At 52.2% G+C, this 17,409-nt stretch carries 26 protein-coding genes and 3 tRNA genes; 17 read left to right on the top strand and 12 right to left on the bottom strand.

Features of this window, described 5'->3' with window-relative positions; genetic code table 11:
• Positions 1-187: 187 nt before the first annotated feature.
• The 7 genes from BW956_RS22400 to BW956_RS05965 form a co-directional block, all read right to left on the bottom strand.
• Positions 188-1,039: a hypothetical protein gene (locus BW956_RS22400; RefSeq protein WP_175611972.1), complete on the bottom strand. Its 852-nt coding sequence runs from the start codon at positions 1,037-1,039 to the stop codon at positions 188-190.
• Positions 1,040-1,072: 33 nt separating this feature from the next.
• Complete coding sequence (locus BW956_RS05940; RefSeq protein WP_076461615.1) at positions 1,073-2,008, bottom strand: DUF6414 family protein; 936 nt, start codon at positions 2,006-2,008, stop codon at positions 1,073-1,075.
• 125 nt (positions 2,009-2,133) lie between these two features.
• The gene (locus tag BW956_RS05945) at positions 2,134-2,538 is read right to left on the bottom strand and encodes a hypothetical protein (RefSeq protein WP_217695095.1); all 405 of its coding nucleotides are present in this window, start codon (positions 2,536-2,538) and stop codon (positions 2,134-2,136) included.
• A 38-nt stretch (positions 2,539-2,576) separates the two neighbouring features.
• Entirely contained in the window at positions 2,577-2,897 is a 321-nt protein-coding gene (locus BW956_RS05950) for a hypothetical protein (RefSeq protein ID WP_076461618.1), read from the bottom strand.
• Between the two features lie 29 nt (positions 2,898-2,926).
• Positions 2,927-3,208: a hypothetical protein gene (locus BW956_RS05955; protein WP_139327137.1), complete on the bottom strand. Its 282-nt coding sequence runs from the start codon at positions 3,206-3,208 to the stop codon at positions 2,927-2,929.
• Positions 3,198-3,497, bottom strand: a complete 300-nt coding sequence (locus BW956_RS05960) for a hypothetical protein (RefSeq protein ID WP_076461621.1) — start codon at positions 3,495-3,497, stop codon at positions 3,198-3,200. Before BW956_RS05960 ends, BW956_RS05955 begins: the two co-directional genes overlap by 11 nt.
• A gap of 31 nt (positions 3,498-3,528) precedes the next feature.
• Complete coding sequence (locus BW956_RS05965) at positions 3,529-3,876, bottom strand: helix-turn-helix transcriptional regulator (RefSeq protein ID WP_076461622.1); 348 nt, start codon at positions 3,874-3,876, stop codon at positions 3,529-3,531.
• Positions 3,877-3,993: 117 nt separating this feature from the next.
• On the opposite strand from BW956_RS05965, the gene BW956_RS22200 reads away from it, so the two are divergent.
• The 16 genes from BW956_RS22200 (at position 3,994) to BW956_RS06040 (ending at position 13,441) form a co-directional block, all read left to right on the top strand.
• A complete protein-coding gene (locus BW956_RS22200; RefSeq protein WP_139327138.1) occupies positions 3,994-4,434 on the top strand; it encodes a hypothetical protein in 441 nt (146 codons plus the stop codon).
• 105 nt (positions 4,435-4,539) lie between these two features.
• Entirely contained in the window at positions 4,540-4,731 is a 192-nt protein-coding gene (locus tag BW956_RS05975) for a hypothetical protein (RefSeq protein WP_076461625.1), read from the top strand.
• Positions 4,732-4,796: 65 nt separating this feature from the next.
• Positions 4,797-5,282: a phage regulatory CII family protein gene (locus BW956_RS05980; RefSeq protein ID WP_076461627.1), complete on the top strand. Its 486-nt coding sequence runs from the start codon at positions 4,797-4,799 to the stop codon at positions 5,280-5,282.
• 5 nt (positions 5,283-5,287) lie between these two features.
• Positions 5,288-5,836, top strand: coding sequence for a phage antirepressor N-terminal domain-containing protein (locus tag BW956_RS05985; protein WP_076461628.1), 549 nt, complete (start codon positions 5,288-5,290; stop codon positions 5,834-5,836).
• An 18-nt stretch (positions 5,837-5,854) separates the two neighbouring features.
• Positions 5,855-6,181: an Ogr/Delta-like zinc finger protein gene (locus tag BW956_RS05990; protein WP_076461630.1), complete on the top strand. Its 327-nt coding sequence runs from the start codon at positions 5,855-5,857 to the stop codon at positions 6,179-6,181.
• Complete coding sequence (locus tag BW956_RS05995) at positions 6,178-8,859, top strand: toprim domain-containing protein (RefSeq protein WP_076461632.1); 2,682 nt, start codon at positions 6,178-6,180, stop codon at positions 8,857-8,859. Before BW956_RS05990 ends, BW956_RS05995 begins: the two co-directional genes overlap by 4 nt.
• A gap of 74 nt (positions 8,860-8,933) precedes the next feature.
• The gene (locus BW956_RS22405; protein WP_175611973.1) at positions 8,934-9,095 is read left to right on the top strand and encodes a hypothetical protein; all 162 of its coding nucleotides are present in this window, start codon (positions 8,934-8,936) and stop codon (positions 9,093-9,095) included.
• Entirely contained in the window at positions 9,092-10,036 is a 945-nt protein-coding gene (locus BW956_RS06000; protein WP_076461634.1) for a hypothetical protein, read from the top strand. Before BW956_RS22405 ends, BW956_RS06000 begins: the two co-directional genes overlap by 4 nt.
• Complete coding sequence (locus BW956_RS06005; RefSeq protein ID WP_076461636.1) at positions 10,033-10,422, top strand: DUF2528 family protein; 390 nt, start codon at positions 10,033-10,035, stop codon at positions 10,420-10,422. The genes BW956_RS06000 and BW956_RS06005 overlap by 4 nt, the downstream gene beginning before the upstream one ends.
• Positions 10,416-10,625: a carbon storage regulator CsrA gene (gene csrA / locus BW956_RS06010; RefSeq protein WP_076461638.1), complete on the top strand. Its 210-nt coding sequence runs from the start codon at positions 10,416-10,418 to the stop codon at positions 10,623-10,625. The genes BW956_RS06005 and csrA overlap by 7 nt, the downstream gene beginning before the upstream one ends.
• A complete protein-coding gene (locus BW956_RS06015) occupies positions 10,618-11,118 on the top strand; it encodes a hypothetical protein (RefSeq protein ID WP_076461640.1) in 501 nt (166 codons plus the stop codon). The genes csrA and BW956_RS06015 overlap by 8 nt, the downstream gene beginning before the upstream one ends.
• On the top strand, positions 11,111-11,431 hold the full coding sequence (locus tag BW956_RS06020) for a DUF7673 family protein (RefSeq protein WP_076461641.1): 321 nt from the start codon (positions 11,111-11,113) through the stop codon (positions 11,429-11,431). The genes BW956_RS06015 and BW956_RS06020 overlap by 8 nt, the downstream gene beginning before the upstream one ends.
• Complete coding sequence (locus tag BW956_RS06025; RefSeq protein ID WP_076461643.1) at positions 11,432-11,713, top strand: hypothetical protein; 282 nt, start codon at positions 11,432-11,434, stop codon at positions 11,711-11,713.
• Between the two features lie 2 nt (positions 11,714-11,715).
• Positions 11,716-12,015, top strand: coding sequence for a hypothetical protein (locus BW956_RS06030; RefSeq protein WP_076461644.1), 300 nt, complete (start codon positions 11,716-11,718; stop codon positions 12,013-12,015).
• Between the two features lies 1 nt (position 12,016).
• Positions 12,017-12,229, top strand: a complete 213-nt coding sequence (locus tag BW956_RS06035) for a hypothetical protein (protein WP_076461646.1) — start codon at positions 12,017-12,019, stop codon at positions 12,227-12,229.
• Between the two features lie 24 nt (positions 12,230-12,253).
• Positions 12,254-13,441, top strand: coding sequence for a tyrosine-type recombinase/integrase (locus tag BW956_RS06040; protein ID WP_076461648.1), 1,188 nt, complete (start codon positions 12,254-12,256; stop codon positions 13,439-13,441).
• Positions 13,442-13,604: 163 nt separating this feature from the next.
• Here BW956_RS06040 and BW956_RS06045 read toward each other — a convergent pair.
• From BW956_RS06045 to BW956_RS06065, 5 genes are all read right to left on the bottom strand, one after another.
• A tRNA-Ala gene (locus tag BW956_RS06045) sits at positions 13,605-13,680 on the bottom strand.
• Positions 13,681-13,712: 32 nt separating this feature from the next.
• Positions 13,713-13,788, bottom strand: a tRNA-Glu gene (locus tag BW956_RS06050).
• 97 nt (positions 13,789-13,885) lie between these two features.
• Positions 13,886-13,961, bottom strand: a tRNA-Ala gene (locus BW956_RS06055).
• 88 nt (positions 13,962-14,049) lie between these two features.
• Positions 14,050-15,534 (bottom strand): glutamate--tRNA ligase, encoded by a 1,485-nt coding sequence (gene gltX, locus BW956_RS06060; protein ID WP_010325397.1) that lies wholly within the window; start codon positions 15,532-15,534, stop codon positions 14,050-14,052.
• 86 nt (positions 15,535-15,620) lie between these two features.
• Entirely contained in the window at positions 15,621-15,998 is a 378-nt protein-coding gene (locus tag BW956_RS06065; protein ID WP_010325396.1) for a diacylglycerol kinase, read from the bottom strand.
• Positions 15,999-16,341: 343 nt separating this feature from the next.
• On the opposite strand from BW956_RS06065, the gene dusA reads away from it, so the two are divergent.
• Entirely contained in the window at positions 16,342-17,382 is a 1,041-nt protein-coding gene (gene dusA, locus BW956_RS06070) for a tRNA dihydrouridine(20/20a) synthase DusA (RefSeq protein ID WP_076461650.1), read from the top strand.
• The last annotated feature ends 27 nt before the right edge of the window (positions 17,383-17,409 follow it).

A 17,409-nucleotide genomic window follows, 5' to 3' on the forward strand; every position in this document is an offset into this window, starting at 1 on the left:
TCATCCTAAACCCAGCCAAAAAGGAAGTAGGTCTTCTGCCTGAGACACCGGTAAAGGCGGTGGGCTACAAGCCAGAGATTGATGCAACGGAGTGGGTAATCGAACGCGTGGTGCACTCGCTGAATGAAAGTGGGTTTACCACGCGGGAGGAGATGGAGGTTTGTAAGCGTCAATGATGATATATAAATCAAGAACCAGCGGGGGCATCTACTTTTATTGAATCAAATAGACCAGAGTTTTTGAGTGTATTTTTCACAAAATCAGCAGTATTGATACTGTAAAGCCAGAGTGTTACTTTTCCTTTTTGAATAAATACATTATCTGGGATAATGAATTCAGAAATCAATTCTAAAACCTCATCAATATCATCTATATCACTTTCACCCTCTCTTAAGAAAGCAACAACTCTGCAGACATCGTGCGAGTGTTTTTTAGCTTCATCGTAAACATCAAACGGATTACGAATCATGTTATTAGAAACATTTCTAATATTTTTACTTGAATTAGCCAGTATAGACTCAAATTTTTCCATTTTACTTAATACAAAGCTTTGAAAGTCACTTTCAGGTTTCATTTCCTTCATAACTTTGTATGTCGCAGCACGATAAACTGGGTTGTCTGGCTCATCATCATCTAACGAGTCGGCAGCCATTTTTTCTAGCATCGTCTTTAAGCCAGTTACTCCAGCCATGTCATTTCTATAGAAAATTGTTCTTTCATCTGAAATATCAAAAGGGAGATCGGTTCCCTCTTCGGCCAAAGAAATAACTGGCAACCGGGTAGAATGCCTTACAGCCAATTCATACATTACATTAGGGTTAAGAGTGGTTAGGTTAGCTATTACCAAATCATCTTCAAGAATATGTTCTAGTACTTGCGTTGTAATTGAACCCGGCGTATCAATACGATGAGCGACAAACATTTCAAGGTTTAGGTTTTTACAAACCGGTCCAATAACAGAGTCAATTAAGCCATCTGCTGCTCTGCGAATGTCACTACCCTCTTTTCCAATTGGCGTGACTACGAAACATTTTTTCATGATTTGACTTTTATTTTCGAGAGAATTTGATTTTCAAATATCAAAATAGACCGCAATGGGATCTATAACAATTTCATTTTTTTGTTTCCCAGAGATAGACTTTTCAATATTAGTCACATGCTCAATCAGATTCAAAATTGCTTGCTTCAGGTTGTCAAAGTCATTTTTTTCATCAATCTCAGCTCTTGGATCGTTTAAATCTTGAGATACGATGCCGAAAACAGTAACGTCACGCACGGTTTTTCTTGAATATTTCTTAACCAATAAATCCTCATTTTCTCTGAGAAAATTTCTTTTCAAGCAAGAAGTAAAGAGGCCATCACCTAGTTTCTGCGAGACTTCAAATTGATCAGAAAATCCATATTTAGTCATAAGACTAAGGTTATCCAGAAATTTTTGATCATGATATAACCCCATTTGCTTTGCCCTATCACTGAGGTTACTTAACTTCTTTAGTTCGGCAGTTTTAGCTTTAACCATATTCTGCTTCCCAGCTTGCTTCAGAAGCTCAATCTCTTGATTCAGAATATTTTGTTGTTCAAATATATTTGCGTGTGCTAAAGCTTCTCCAATTTTATTAAATTCAGAGAACATTTCTGTTATCTTATTAACATCATTAAATACAGCCTTAGATTTTATCTTTATGAATGAATAATCATTCATTGAAGATTCCAGATCTCCTAGTCTAACGCTATCATCACTTAAACTTAAAACTCTATTATCCTCTTCTAAGTATTTCTCAAAGAGAGTGAATGAATAATCATGCAAGAATTTTTTTTCAGTTGAAGACCCTCTTGATATCATTGCATCCGCTAATATTTTTCCACTACCTACCGGTCCCTTCTGCTGCTCACCTTCTTCCTTCTCTTCTGCAACCTCTTTGAGTACATACTCTGTAACACCCTCAAATATTTGAGATGAAAGGGAGTACATTTTATCTTCATCAAGATATAAAAAATTCTTAATCATTTTCGACCTTTCCTATCTTTATATTCCAAATAATATTTTTTTCTTGTATCAATGAAGGACCATATTGAAAATAGTATTCCAGCTATACACGCGAGTGCTGTTATAATTACGATAGCTTCATTCATTTATGCCACCTCTTTACTTGAAAGTTTTGTAATTCTGTCAAATACGATAAAACTTAGTAAAAAAGAAACCATAGAAAGAGCTATAGCACATCGCTCAATATAGGAAGTATTTATAGATGAAACACCTTCACTCAGCATAGTTAGTGAAAAAAGAACTGTATAGATAGCAATAAAAACTATTGAGAAACCGTTATGTCTCGTTTTCCAATCTCTATCCTTAGAGTCAAAATGTTCAATTTCATTGATATTTGATATATGTAAAATGAGTCCAAAAGCTATAAAGTCAGATGAGGATATTATATTAACTGTCCCAGGTGTGGTTACCACCCATATTAAAAACCTAGAAAACATGGGAATCAAACCAACAAGAACAGTATATATAAGCCATTTAGATTTGCTATTCACTATCTAAACCCCTTTATAGTCTTTACCTGTTTCTCAACCTAAAAGCTAAATGCCTTATCGTACTTTCGCCCTTTTTCGGAACTTTCACGATAGTTTTCAATAAATTTCTTTTCTTGATGGGATACTGAACAAATCACGCCGGTCAGCACATAGTTGATATCGATGCCTATGCTGGCAGAACGAGCGAGAATATCGGTTGGTAAACGTTGCTTGTGTCGAAGCACATCGCGAATGCGGTAGTGCTCTATGTCTGTACGTCTGGCAATCTCAGAAATACTCATCCCGGTTTTGTCGATCTCTTCGGCAAACCGTTCTGTGATAGCCAATGCTTCTAAGTCTTTAGAACGTCCCTGTTCCATACCTTCATCCTTATTGGGTTACATCAAATTTAGCTTCCAGCCCAGCGCATAATGGCGAACACCAAACCAGCGGCCGCCAGTATGGAACCTACATTCCACATAATGTGCTGACGCAGCAGTGAGTGCATTTCTGCTTTGAGATCAAACAGGTCTGCCTTGGTGGCCATGTTGGTGTTCATGTTCTCCTGCATATGGCCCAAGGTAGTTTTAACCGTCGCCATATCCTGTTCTAAATGCCGCAGCCTTTGTTCCATGTCAGGGGGGCCTCCTGAGCCATCAATTACACGAAGATTGGATGCTTTATAGCTCATTCTTGTCCTCTCCCTGAAGAAATGCCAGTATTTCCGCATCACGGAAGTAGCGGATAAAACCGCAATTTCCGCATACCTGCATCAACTCGCCATAGCCCAAACGTGGGTCTTCTTCCAGCCTCCGTACCACACGTACAGCAGGTGCCTTGCCTTCCCCGGATAGCGATGGGTCGTTCACAGGGATCGATAACCCAGCCGCCAAACCACAGGTTGGGCAATCATCCCCTACGCCCTTTGAGGCCAGGAAGCGGGAAAACTGTTCGCCGGTAATACCGCCGTTTGAGCTCATACAACCTCCTGATATTGGGTGCTACCCAAAATCATCCCTGATTGGTTTTTTTGTCTGTCTTCTGGCCAGCCGACATCACCTCGCTGACCCGGTACACCGCCTCTCGTTGCTCATCGCAGAGGTGGCGGTAGTTGTCCAACAATGCGGATTCATCTGGTTTTAATGGCTCCGGCTCCCCTGCTCTCTCTCCAGTGAGAATGTAGAGAACATCAAAGCCATGCTTTGCCAGTGAAGAAAGTTGCACACCTGTCGGTGACGAGTCCCCTTTTTCCCACGCTATGACCGTTCTTCTGGACGTACCAGCCAACTCAGCAAGGCCTGGCTGGCTCAGTTCGTGGGCTTCACGCTCTTCTTTCAGACGACTGCCAAGGTCACTCATGCAATTTTTTTCACATCTCTATATTGACCTGTGAAGATTTCTTCACCATCATTAATAACAACAACGGTTCACAACCGTTACCCATCGCCCTAACCGCCAAGTAAAGGACGAACAACCATGAACACTGAAACAACCGCTAACGCTGACAGCTCTGCCCCGTTCGACTGGGATCAGTTGAAAACCAGCTACAACCCGCGCGCCATCGCTCCACGGGTTCCAGCCAACTACCGCCGCAACCCAAACTTCAAGGCCTGCAGCGGTTTTGAGCGCATTACCTCACCCGCCGTTATAGCGGCAGACGCAGGGGACCCAACTCTTCACCCGTACTCGCCGGACGCCATCCGAGCGCGGCAGGTTCGGGACCGAAGCTCCATCGAACTTGTAGATCAGCTCTGGTTCCACATTCAGCGTGACGGCCTTAACGCTGATCAAATCCGTCAGTGCATCCAGTGCCGCTTCGCTCACCGAGGGCCAGACCACCTGATTGGGGTCCCCGTTGTATGTGAGCGTGGCCGTACCCGAGAAGCCTGGAATATCCCGTTCCATCGCGAAGAGTGAGGCATCGCCTTCAGCCTTCAGATACTCAAGTATCGCGTCGCGCATAACCGCTCCTTGGCTAATAGCCGTCTATAACCGTTATTAACAGTTAATAGGATTATACCCATGCCTGCCACTACTGCCAGCCACCGCAAACCAAAACGCGGTAACCATCTGCCACTAACCATGATGCTGAAACCTGAAGAGTTCGCTCAGATTGAGGCCCTGGCCTCCGACGAGGTGCGCTCCAGATCCAGCATGGCACGCCTGCTGGTCGCCGAGGCCCTTGAAGCCAGAGCTTCCCACACTGCTTCTTAACCTACTGCCTTTTCCATCCACTGCCACGGCTATATGTCCATTTGAACGGACATAAGGACATTGCAATGCGTAAACGACACCAAGATGAAGGGGGGATTCTTTCCCCCCTGATGGCCTGCTATCACGCCGCCCATGACTACCCTGGCGGGCTTCCCGCAATGGCCGTAATGATGCACAAGCAGCTCGGCACGCTTCAGAAGAAGCTCAACCCCAGTCAGGGCACTCATGTACTCACCCTGGAAGAAGCCGCCCACATCCTGCGCATCACCAAAGACCCTCGCATTCTGGATGCCCTGGGTACTGAGGGAGACGCTGTCTGGTTCCGCCCTGATGAGGTGCCTGCAGCCCCTGCTGATCTGGATGTGCTCAGCAGTAGCACCTGCCTTATGAGCCGTTCTGTAGCCGTTATCCAGGAACTGGAAGAAGCCCTGGCCGACGGCAAGATCGATGCCGAAGAGCGCGCCCGGCTCAACGAGCGCTTTATGCGCCTGAGCCAAGCCGCCCTGCACGTATCCGAAACCGCCCGCCAGTTTGAAGACAACAGGGACTAACCCCGATGAAAAAGATGATCCATATCTCCATCGCTTTTGGTGATGCCATCCTACCGGTAATTGATTGTGAAGACGGTCACCAGCGTGTGCCGTTGAAGCCCATTTCCGACCAAGTAGGCCTCGACTGGGTATCACAGCGCCGCAAGGTGAAAGATAACGAGTATCTGACAAACCGGTTGGGTCTCCTTTTGGTAGGGGTTAAGCCCCACCAGAACCCTGAAACACGGGGCGAAAAATCCCAGTACTGCATCAGAATCGACCGTGTAACAGCATTTTTGAACACAATTAACCCCCTAAAAATCCGTGGCATGGGTAACCACGAAGCCGCCGATTGGCTGGAAGCCAAACACACAGAGTGGGATGACGCCCTCCACCACTACGAAACCGACGGCTTCGCCATGAAAGAAGGCCAGGATGCCCGTCAGTTGATCAATACCCTCTCCCAGATCGACCGCATCAAAAACCCGACCATCAAACGCATCGCCGCTGAAAAGGCCAATGCCGCCTTCGGGATCGAGATCCCTATCGGCAAACAGCAGGGATTGGACGTTTAACCCACAGGGAGAGCCCCCATGAGTGGCAGCACAACCAAACTTAGCACCTACAAACTGGTATGCCCGCACTGCCGGCACGGGCTGCGTGTACGCAACTCCTACTCGCTGCATCTGCTTCTGCGGGCCACCTACCTGCAGTGCACCAACGTCAACTGCGGGGCGACTTTCCGGGGCCAGATGGAGATTACCCACGCCATGAGCCCATCGGCCTGCCCCAACCCCGAGATCGATCTGCCAGTGGCTGATTCCGAGATCCGCCGCCAGGCAATTGAGCGCGAAAACCGCAAACAGATGGATTTTGACGACCTCCTGCAGGACGAAGACGTACAGGGCAAGCCGGCATGAACCCGCAACTCCGAGACGACATCATTGCCCGCCTGACCCAGCAGTTAAAAGGCAAGGCGGTCAAACAGTACATCAGCAAGATCGAGTGCCCCAGCTGTAACCAACGGGAGGCGTTCACCAACGTGGACGCGCCCTGGATGGTGAAGTGCGGCCGCGAGAACCGCTGTGGTGCCCAGCATCATGTGAAAGACCTGTTCCCGGAGCTGTTCGAGACCTGGACGGAGCGCTACGCCCCCAAGGATGAAGCGGCACAGAAGGCGAACCCCACTGCCGTTGCCGATGGCTACCTGCGTGACGGCCGCGGATTCGATCTGATGAAAATCCGCGGTTGGTACACCCAGGAGTATTACCACGACCACAAGATCAACCAAGGCACCACCACGGTGCGCTTCGCCCTGCCCAATGGCCACTGGGAGCGCCTGCTGGATAAGCCGCAGAGGTTCGGGAAGCAAAAGGCGCGCATCATCGGCAACTACAAGGGCACCGCCTGGGTACCGCCGATCCTGACCGCTAAGGAGCTGGCCGAAGCCAAGGAGATCTGGATTACCGAGGGGATCTTCGATGCGATCGCACTGATGCACGAGGGCATCACGGCGATATCAAACCTCAGCTCTGCCAACTACATCGATGTCACCCTGGAGGAGATCCGCAAGGCAGTGCCCCAGGGCGGCAAGCTGCCGACGCTGGTGTGGGCACAGGACGGCGACCGAGCTGGACGCAAGGCCACGCTGAAGCACCGTGACCGTGCCGAGGCTTCAGGCTGGGAGTGCGAGGCTGCACAGATTCCGCTGATGGATGGCCGCCGGCACGACTGGAACGACCTGCTGCAGCGCGAGCGGTTGGGTGCCAAAGATCTGGACCGATATCGGTATTACGGGGATCTGTTGCTGGCACGCACCGCCGCTGAAAAGGCGTTGTTGATCTACAACCACAACGCACAGAACGACCGGGGCAAGCGCGAATTCTGGTTCGAGTTTGGCGGCAAGCTCTGGTGGTGGAAATTGGACCTGGAAGCCTTCGACCGTGAAATGCGCGAACAGGAAGCGGACGGCCCTGAGCAGATGAGTGAGCAGCAGCGTGAAACTGCATTGAAAGCCGCCGGCATGCTGTCCTGCGTCTGCAGCGCGGTACCGACACCGTTGTACTTCCAGCGCAACAGCGTGACCGATGAAAGTTGGTATTACTTCCGCATAGAAATGCCCGACGAGTCCGTGCACAAGCATGCGTTCACGCCCAAGCAGCTTACCAGTGCAAGCGAGTTCAAAAATCGCCTGCTGGGCATCAAGAACGCCTGGTGGATCGGCTCAGGCAAACAGCTGGACCGCATCATGCAGGATCAGATGATAGGCCTGCGCACCGTCGAAACCATTGATTACATCGGGTACAGCAAAGACCACGGGGTTTACGTTTTCACGGATGTGGCGATCAAGGACGGCAAGGTGGTGCCCATCAACGATGAGGACTTCTACCAGTTCGGCAAGTTGTCTCTGAAGACGTTGGCAGGATCTCCGGAGATCCAGCTGAACACCGACACCAGTGAGTACAACCCACATTGGGCCAGCCAAGTTGCTCAGGGCTTTGGCAGCATCGGCGTGGTCACAACCGCATGGTGGCTGGGCGCACTGTTCGCCGAGCAGATCCGCCGAAAACATAAGAGCTTTCCATTCTTTGAACTGGTGGGCGAAGCCGGTGCCGGTAAATCCACGCTGATCGAGTTCCTATGGAAAACCTGCGGTCGCATCGATGAGGAGGGTTTCGATCCTGGAAAGCTGTCTCTTCCCGCCCGGTCTCGCAAATTTGCACAGGTATCCAACCTACCTGTAGTGCTGATCGAAGCCGACCGAGACAGTGACAAAGCTAAGGCGAAGCAATTTGACTGGGATGAAATGAAGCCCCTGTTTAACGGGCGTGCAATCCGCAGCATAGGCCTGAAGACCACCGGCAATGAAACCAAAGAGCAGCCATTCCGAGGCTCAATCATGATCAGCCAGAACGCCCAGGTAGAAGCCAGTGAGGCGATCCTGAGCCGTATCTGCCACATCACCCTGACCCGTGAACACCAGAACGCCCAAACACGCGTTGCGGCGGAATGGCTAGAAAGCATACCCATGGCAAATGTCAGCGGCTTCCTGCTACAGGCAACCCGTGCCGAGCAACACCTAATGGAGATCTTCGACAAGGCTGCCAAGCACTATGAGAAGTATCTGTACCAGCTGGACGAGATCCGCATGATCCGTATCGCCCAATGCCACGGCCAGCTGATTGCCTTGGTGGATTGCCTGGGCGAGAAAGGCCTAGGCCTGCTGCCCGAGCCGATCATTGCTGAGGCCCGCAAATTCGTAGTGGAAATGGCCAAAGAGCGCCAGGCGGCACTGAATGCCGACCACCCTATGGTCACGGAGTTCTGGGAGGCGTTCGACTACATCGAGGGGACGGGCGACAGCATCACCTCAAAGCTCAATCACTTCGGCACAGGCAGCAATCAGATTGCTGTGAACCTGAAACAGTTCGAGCGCTGGTGTGGTGAGTTCAAGTTGCGCACACCCGAGATGCGCACGCTTAAGCAGCTGCTGCGCACCAGTAAGAGCCGCAAGTTCCTGGATTCCAACCGATCGGTCAGCAGCAAGATCCTTGAAGGAGGGAAAACAGTGAAGTGCTGGGTTTTCGATAAAGGATAAGTGGGCAGAACAGCCCGAAATGAAACGGCCCCCGACACCGCCAAGTAGAGGGGGGCCACGTTAGGAGCATTGCTATGAAACAAACCACTAACGCTGAGCGTTTCGATTCTACCGCCGTTGGGCGTGAAATCGCAATTCAGCTCATCCAGGGCCTCTCCCCGGAGGCCAAAACCAAACTGCAACGCATCCGCGCCCAGCGCGCGCAGGCCATGTCTGCCAAAGGAGAAAAACGATGAACGCCCCTCTGTCATTGCACAACCGCCCCGCCCCCAGCCTGGCAGAACAGGCACGCCGCCTGGAGGCGTTCGAGATTGCCCTGCGGGAGGAGCGGATCTCTGAATTGGAACAGGAACGGGACTCGGCCGTTAATGCCGCCATCCTGAAAATCAACCTGCAGGACGGCGACGTGCTGCAGGTACCAGAACCCAGTTACCCGCTCCTCAGCCATCTATCTAAAGCCGTAAATAGCATGGGCCTGAAACAGGTGCTGTTCATCTGCGGGGAACTGAACCATTTGGATGAAGAGGCACAGCGCACGATCGCAGAGCCCTTCCTCGCCAAACAGCGCGAGAAGATCTGCCAGCTGCAGCAAGAATGCCAGCAGCTTCAGGACGCCAAGCAGGAGTTCGAGAAGGCCGGCAACCAGCTGGCTGACGACAAGGAGCAGCTACAGGCAGAAGTACAGCGCCTGGCTGTCCAGGACACCGCCAACAGCCGCGTGCTGGCCAAAACCCAGCAGCAGCTGAAGGAGGCACAAGCCGAGGTGAAACGCCTGAAAGCCCTGGACCCTGACCGACTGAGCAAGCAGGTGAAACGCCTGCAGAAGAAACGCACTGAAGCGGTGGAAGGAGCCAAGAAGATGCGCACCCGCAACCACCAGCTGGCCAAACAGAACCGCCAACTGGATGCCGCCCTGGATAAAGCGATCGCAGAAGCAAACTCAGGTGAGGAGATGAAACCCGCCCACGTATTCGACAGCCCACGCGTTGGCCGCTGGGAGCTGTTCACCTGCGCCAAAGATGGCTGGTACCAGATGCTGGATGCCGAGAATGAAGTCAGCCAGACCGTGCGTGTAGAAGGTGGCGAACTGATCACGCCGAAGATGCGGCCGCTGCCAAAACTGCTGGCAACCGCCGTGCTGGAATTCCACCAGGAACACTTTGGGGGTGCTGTATGAGTGCCGAATACAAAGACTTCACCGTCATCCATACCTGGAGCGGATGGCAGGCAACAGTCCGCATTGAACAGGATGAATCCACCCGAGAAGCAATGCGCGACATGCTTCTGATGTGGACCAATAACGGCCCTGAGCGCCTTCAGGACGCCGAAGGCGATGTCACCGAAGCCTGGCTGGTGATGTTCGGTGAATACGCCTTCCCCGAAAGCCGAGGGAAGAAACTGAAGGCACTGAAGGCGTTGTTTGAACGCACCCCTGGCTGGGCACCTCTGGACGGCAGCTGCGGCATTGAGCTGATCCGAGCTGAGAGCTTCGAAACAGACGCAATAGATTTCACCATCGTTCCATCCACCAAAGCCAACAACAAGGAGTGTGCATCATGCTGATTCTGACCCGACGCGTAGGCGAAACCCTGATCATCGCCGAAGAGATTGAAGTGACTGTCCTGGGTGTTAAAGGCAACCAGGTGCGGATCGGCATCAAAGCACCAGAAGACGTACAAGTGCACCGTGAGGAAATCTGGCAACGCATCCAGCGCGAGTTGATGGCAGACCAGCAGGGTGAAGACCAGGAGGTATCTCATGGCTGATTACACCTACAAAGCGACCTGCACTGAGATCGTTTCAGCCGTCGAAGAATTCTTCAACGCAAAGAAACAGACCGTTAAAGCAGGCCACGATTTTAGTACACGCTTTCAACTCGGAGAGCCTGGGTTTTCTCGATGCGTTGTTAGTTGGGATTTCAAAATGGGTGGAGTATCCATGACTCCCGGCGAATGGCGCGATCAATACCGTGACGAGTGGTACAAGCCCACTAAAGGCTTCAGCACCCCCAAGGGACCAAAGAAAGGGAAAGCACCATCTGAGGTGTATGAGGCATTCAAGGCCATTCCAAATGCATCAGGCGAAGATCTTCAGCAAGCACTGCTGGGGAACCGAAATTCACTATGGGCGCCTGGACTGTTTATGTATGAGGGTGCTGTATTCATCACGGCATCGGCTGAGCTCACTGCCAGAGAGGGATTAGTTGAGATCACTCAAAGTGAATATCAGGCAGTAAGCAAGGAGGCGGATCATGGCTGAACAACTCGAACAGCGCTACCGCGATGCAGTTGAAACCCTGCTGCCAGCGGCCATGACCGATACCAGCGGTGGCCGCGCCGCCGCCCAAGTATTGCTGTCAGCCTACAACGGCAACGAGTTCCACCTGGATGTGACCGATCTGGGCAACTTGGACCCGCGCCTGTTCAACGCCGCGATCGAGGTGATCCTGCTGCGTACCCTCGCCAACCGGGAACCGCACGAGCTGGCCGATAACGGAAACGCCCGCTTCCGGCAGGTGTGGGAGCTCTGGGAGTGCCTACACGTTCGCAACCGTTCCCAGGAGACGCAGTAAATGTCAGAAGCTCAGCTTTCCCTGCTGGGCAACGAGGGCGGTACGCCGCCCTCCACTGCCCAAAACACTGACACCGATATCGTCACCCAACTGGTCCGCGATACCCACGAATCACAGCAGCTCTCCTGGCTGGAGCTATCAGGCCACCTGCGACCGACCGACAACGGCAAGCCTTGGACCACCAAGCGGCTATTTACCGCTGTCAGATCCGCAGTCGATGCAGGGCCAATCCAACCACATGACCCGGGATTTATGAGCGTGCTGAAGTACGAAGGAGGATAACCATGGAGCCTCAGTTAGAAGAGAGGCACAAAGGCGGCCGCAAAGCCCGACAGGCCGCCATGCTCTGCCAAAGCGAGGAGTTCAGGCTATGGCTCGACCGTCGCGCCCGGGCGAAATACAACCTGGTAATGGATGACGGCACCCACACTGAGCAGGATGCCCGTGACTTTATCCTCCAGGCTTGCGCCGTTGAAAGTCGTGCAGAATTGGATCATAACGATCAGGCGTCTGCCATGTTCGCCAAGATTCTCCAGGCATATAGCCGGTATCGGTACCGGCAGAAACAAGCCACTGGAGGGTAGTATGCAGCTTCAGAGATGGAGAACCGTGAACAGGCGGTACTTTGCCCCTCGCTCTGGGCCGTCCGAGAACGAATGGAAAGAGATGATCCGCAAAGGCGTAGTGAATGGCCGCATCATGGGAGACATGACCTATATTGATGAAGACCAGATCGCCGCACACGTTGAGCTGCCCATGGGCAATTCATCTGAGAATATTCCAGACTTGTTGAGCTAACCTGCTGTAAAGAGAAACCGCCTGATGGCCCGCCCGAAAAAAATACGCTATTTCAATGGAGTGAAACTGGAAGACAACCTGTACCCCGATAACCGAGGCAGGGAATGTCACTGGAGATATAAGCGTCCGGACGGGACTTTCAGGCACTTCACCGCTGAGTCGGTGGATGCTGCAAACTTCATCGCACGCCATAACAACGAACGTCGAAACAACCCCTCACCAGCGAAACCGTCCGGTAATAGATTGGGTACCCTCGCTCATTACGTGGGTGACTTCATTCACCACAGGGAAACCCAATCACCTGACCTGAAAACTAAGCGCAGCTGGAGGAACCGTTGTTATTCACTTCATCAATTCACCCGCACGATCACCAAACAGTTGTCTTACCTGGAACGATCAGACGTAAACGACTGGTGGGACACCCTCAGCCATCACCAGCAGAAAGCCCGTCATGCCGAGTTCCGGAAGTTCTTCAACTACCTGATGGGCCGCAACTTGCTACCGCGCATGGATTACAACCCCTTCACCACAGCCGACGATCGGCCACGCCTGTACACGCGCAGCCAGCCGGCAAGACGTGCAAAACGTCTGACACGTGTGGGCTTCTGGGCGATCTACAACAGCGCCGGAGAGCTAGGGTATGAGTGCCTGCAAGTTGCGATGGGGATTAGCCTGCTGACGTTCATGCGCGAAGGTGATATTTGCGACCTCCGCTTGGATGAAGATATCGAGGACAATTTGATTAAGCGGGTTATTGGGAAGTCGGAAAACCAGAAAGGCAGTGCAAAAGCCGCTCGCTTGAAATGGGATCTGGGCAACTACCAGTTGCTGCGTAAGTTAATACAGCGTTCACGCATCCTGTCACTGCAGAACCGTCGTTGTCCCTATGTGATTAGTCACTGGCCAAAACAACGGCGCTTGGGTAAAACGAAGACACATCTCGCCCAAGTCACACCTCGGCGATTGATTGCAATGTTTGATGAATCTCGGAAGCATGCAGGCTTTACTGGCGATGATGCACCTGGCTTTCACCACATCCGCTCACTGGCCGATAAATTGGCTGCTGATGCCGGCTATCACATTCAGACCATCCAGCATGCCATGGCTCACTCATCCGAAGAGATGACCAGGTTATACCAGGATGGGCACGAGCTGCCGTATGAAACTGTAGAAATTGCCTTCACTGAACATCAGATAGGTGGCTCGTTTTAACAGCTAGTTACCTTTTCATGCCCTCTTTGTTACCTTTTTGTAACCTTCGGACCACTTCAGAAAACAATTTAAGATCAAATAGATACATCCGAAAACTGATATCTGAAACTGATATCACCTTTTTCCGGTATCGTCTTGAAAAGATCAGGAGATTAAGAAGAAGTGGTGGAGCCTAGCGGGATCGAACCGCTGACCTCGACACTGCCAGTGTCGCGCTCTCCCAGCTGAGCTAAGGCCCCACAATGGGTCAGGCATGAGCCTGTGGTGTAAGTGGCGTCCCATAGGGGGTTCGAACCCCTGTTACCGCCGTGAAAGGGCGGTGTCCTAGGCCACTAGACGAATGGGACGCAAAGTCACAAATACAGTCCAAGTTAGCGTTTTTGTCCGCTATTTTTGTCCAGTTTTTGTCCGGTTAGTCTTCACTAACGCTGCGTCACATGTGATTGGTGGAGCCTAGCGGGATCGAACCGCTGACCTCAACACTGCCAGTGTTGCGCTCTCCCAGCTGAGCTAAGGCCCCTCGTCACAGGACGGGGCGTATATTAATCGCCCCTCCCGGTGGTGTCAAACACTTTTTAGCAAAACGTCACAAAAAATTATGAGTCTAATCATGCGCTTAGCGCACGGTACTCTTTCTCAAGACGCTTGGTGGCCTTCTTGGAAGGTGCACCCACCACTTCCAGTGCATGACGCAAGCGCGCACGGCTCATATCCGGCCCCAGAATCGACATGGCATCCACCACGGATACACTCTGCGAAGTACCGGCAATCGCCACAAACAGCGGGAACAGGAAATCACGAATCTTGATTTCCATGCCATCGGCCAGACCTTTCAGCTCGGCAAACAGGCTGTCGCGGTCCCATTTTGTCTGCTGATCAAGGTGCCAGACACTGAACTGCAGGATGCGCTGAACCTCTTCCTGCTCGAGCTTCTTGTGCTCAAAGTCCGCCTCGGAAATGGACAGCATACCGCTAAGGAAGAACCCGGCCAGAGGCGCCACGTCGGAGAATTTCTCTACACGCGGCTGAATCAGCGGAATAATCTGCATCAAGTATTCCGGGTTAAGCGCCCACTTCTGAACCTGAGCGGCAAACTGCTCCGGTGTCAGGTCTTCACGAATCCACAAGCCATTCAACCAGCTCAACTTTTCCTGGTCAAAAACAGGACCGCCCAGCGAGACACGCTGGATGTCAAAGTTGGCGAACATTTCATCACGGTTGAACTTCTCGCGCTCGTCCGGCATTGACCAGCCCATGCGACCCAGATAGTTAAGCAGTGCTTCCGGCAGGAAGCCCATGCGCTGATAGTACAGAATGCTGGTCGGGTTCTTGCGCTTGGACAGCTTGGACTTGTCAGGGTTACGCAGCAGCGGCATGTGGCACAGCTGCGGCATATCCCAGCCAAAGTACTGATACAGAAGCTTGTGCTTGGGCGCAGAGTTGATCCACTCTTCACCACGGATCACATGGGTAATTTTCATCAGGTGATCATCGACCACGTTGGCCAGATGATAGGTCGGCATGCCATCAGACTTCAGCAGAATCTGAGCATCGACCTGCCCCCAGTCCAACTCGATCGGGCCGCGCAGCATATCATCAATGACACAGACACCCTCTTCCGGCACTTTCATGCGCACAACATAGGGCATACCTGCAGCCATACGGCGTTCGACTTCGTCCTGCGGAAGCTCCAGGTCGCTCTGCTTCAGCGCTGTATGCTTGCCATCAGCCTTGCGTGATTCACGCAGCTCATCCAGCTCTTCGGCGGTACGGAAGCACAGGAACGCGGTTCCCTCTTCCACCAGGCGCATGGCAAAGTCCTTGTACATGTCCTTGCGTTCGCTCTGGCGATAGGGCCCGTATTCACCACCGACATCAGGTCCTTCATCCCATTCCAGACCCAGCCAGCGCAGGGAATCCAGAATCGCCTGTTCCGACTCATCGGTGCTGCGCGTCTGGTCAGTATCCTCGATACGCAAAATGAACTGACCACCATGCTGGCGGGCGAATGCGAGGTTAAACAGTGCGATATAGGCGGTGCCCACATGGGGATCACCGGTGGGAGACGGCGCTACACGGGTACGAACAGTCATGATTCTCTGTACTCGATCCTGTTGGTGGTTTACGAAAACAACGGATTATAGCCTGTGAACAGGGGTGGCAGCCATGCCAGCCTGCATTAGCCTACAAGGAAGTTGTCATAGATGATGCCGCCCCAGACAAGCGCCGTGATAAACAGGCTAAACAAAACGGCTGCCGAGCCCAGGTCCTTCGCCAGCCCAGCCAGTGCATGAAACTCGGTACCAGCCCTGTCCACGATCGCTTCTATTGCCGTATTGACCAACTCCATGATCAGCACCAGCAACAGGGTGCTGATCAACAATCCCAGCTGCAACCCCGATTGAGCAATCCAGAACGAGAAGGGCAGCATGGCCAATGCCGCCCAGGTTTCATACCGGAACGCCGGTTCTGAGCGATAGGCCGCCTTAAGCCCTTTTAATGAATATCGGGTGGCATGATAAAAGCGAATCAGCCCGGTTGACTTGGTTACGATCACGACAGCTCCTTAAATTTGAATAGTATGAACCGGTTTGAATACGGCTACACACCCGATTAAAACAGCAGCAGTTTGCATGCCATTACAAGACAGCCCCAGCTTGTCAGAGTTTCCATACAAATCCGTTAAAGCTTGCTGCTTTACCGAGGATTTTCCTGTCACTCAATGACAGGGCCAGCGCTTTGCCGCAAACATAAACAGCCAGGCTTAAAGCCGCCTTAAATCCCCGCCCGCTATGATACAATTCTCGTCCAATTTCTGCGTGAGCAACCCTGGCTTTCATGATCCAGCATAGGGCCTGGACGCGCTTTCACGCAGACCGCTAAACTCGCAGTAGGCACGCATGAATACACAGGCATTAGAAAAGACAACCTCCACACACCCCCAAGCACAGCCAGACTCAGTCAATCGCCGCTTCAGCATTGCCCCCATGATGGACTGGACAACATCAGACTGCCGTGTCCTCCACCGCCTGATGTCCCGGCATACACTGCTGTATACCGAAATGGTCACCACCGGCGCTCTTATCCACGGCGATGCGGCCCGCCACCTGCGCTATGAGGACAGCGAGCACCCGATTGCGCTGCAATTGGGTGGCAGTAATCCTGCAGACCTTGCCACCTGCACGCGCATGGCACAGGAGTGGGGTTATGACGAAGTAAACCTCAATGTTGGCTGCCCCAGTGATCGCGTTCAGAACAATATGATCGGGGCCTGCCTTATGGAATTCCCTGAACGTGTTGCGGAATGCCTGGCCGAGATGCAGGCTGCTGTCGATATCCCGGTAACCGTGAAACACCGCCTGGGTATCGACGATCTGGATAGTTTCGAGCATCTGCATCGCTTTGTTGAGGTGGTACGCCAAAGCGGCTGCCGCAGCTTCACCATTCATGCACGCAAAGCGATACTCGACGGCTTGAGCCCGAAAGAGAACCGCGACATCCCCCCGCTCATGTATGACCGCGTCTACCGTATCAAGGAGCTGTTCCCCGATCTGGAAGTCGTTATTAACGGCGGCATCAAGACACTGGAGGAGTGTGACACACATCTGCAACATGTAGATGGTGTCATGATTGGCCGTGAAGCCTATCAGAACCCCTGGCCGCTACTAAGCCAGGCGGACGCACGCTTTTTTAATGACGACCATCCGTATTTGAGCCGCCTGGATGTTGCCGAAGCCTTTATCCCCCACCTCGAAAAACGCCTGGCCGAGGGTGCCCCGCTTTACGCCGTCATCAAACATCTACTGGGCCTTTTTCACGGCCAGCGTGGCGGCAAACAGTTCCGCCGTTACCTGAGTGAAAATGGCCACAAACGTGATGCCGCTGTCGACACCTTTCGCGCGGCACTGGCACTGGTAACCCCCAGTCCAGACACCGAATGATTTAACCGACTGCAACAGGACATACAC

Origin of the sequence: Marinobacterium stanieri, assembly GCF_900155945.1 — a bacterium.
Taxonomy (GTDB): Bacteria; Pseudomonadota; Gammaproteobacteria; order Pseudomonadales; family Balneatricaceae; genus Marinobacterium; species Marinobacterium stanieri.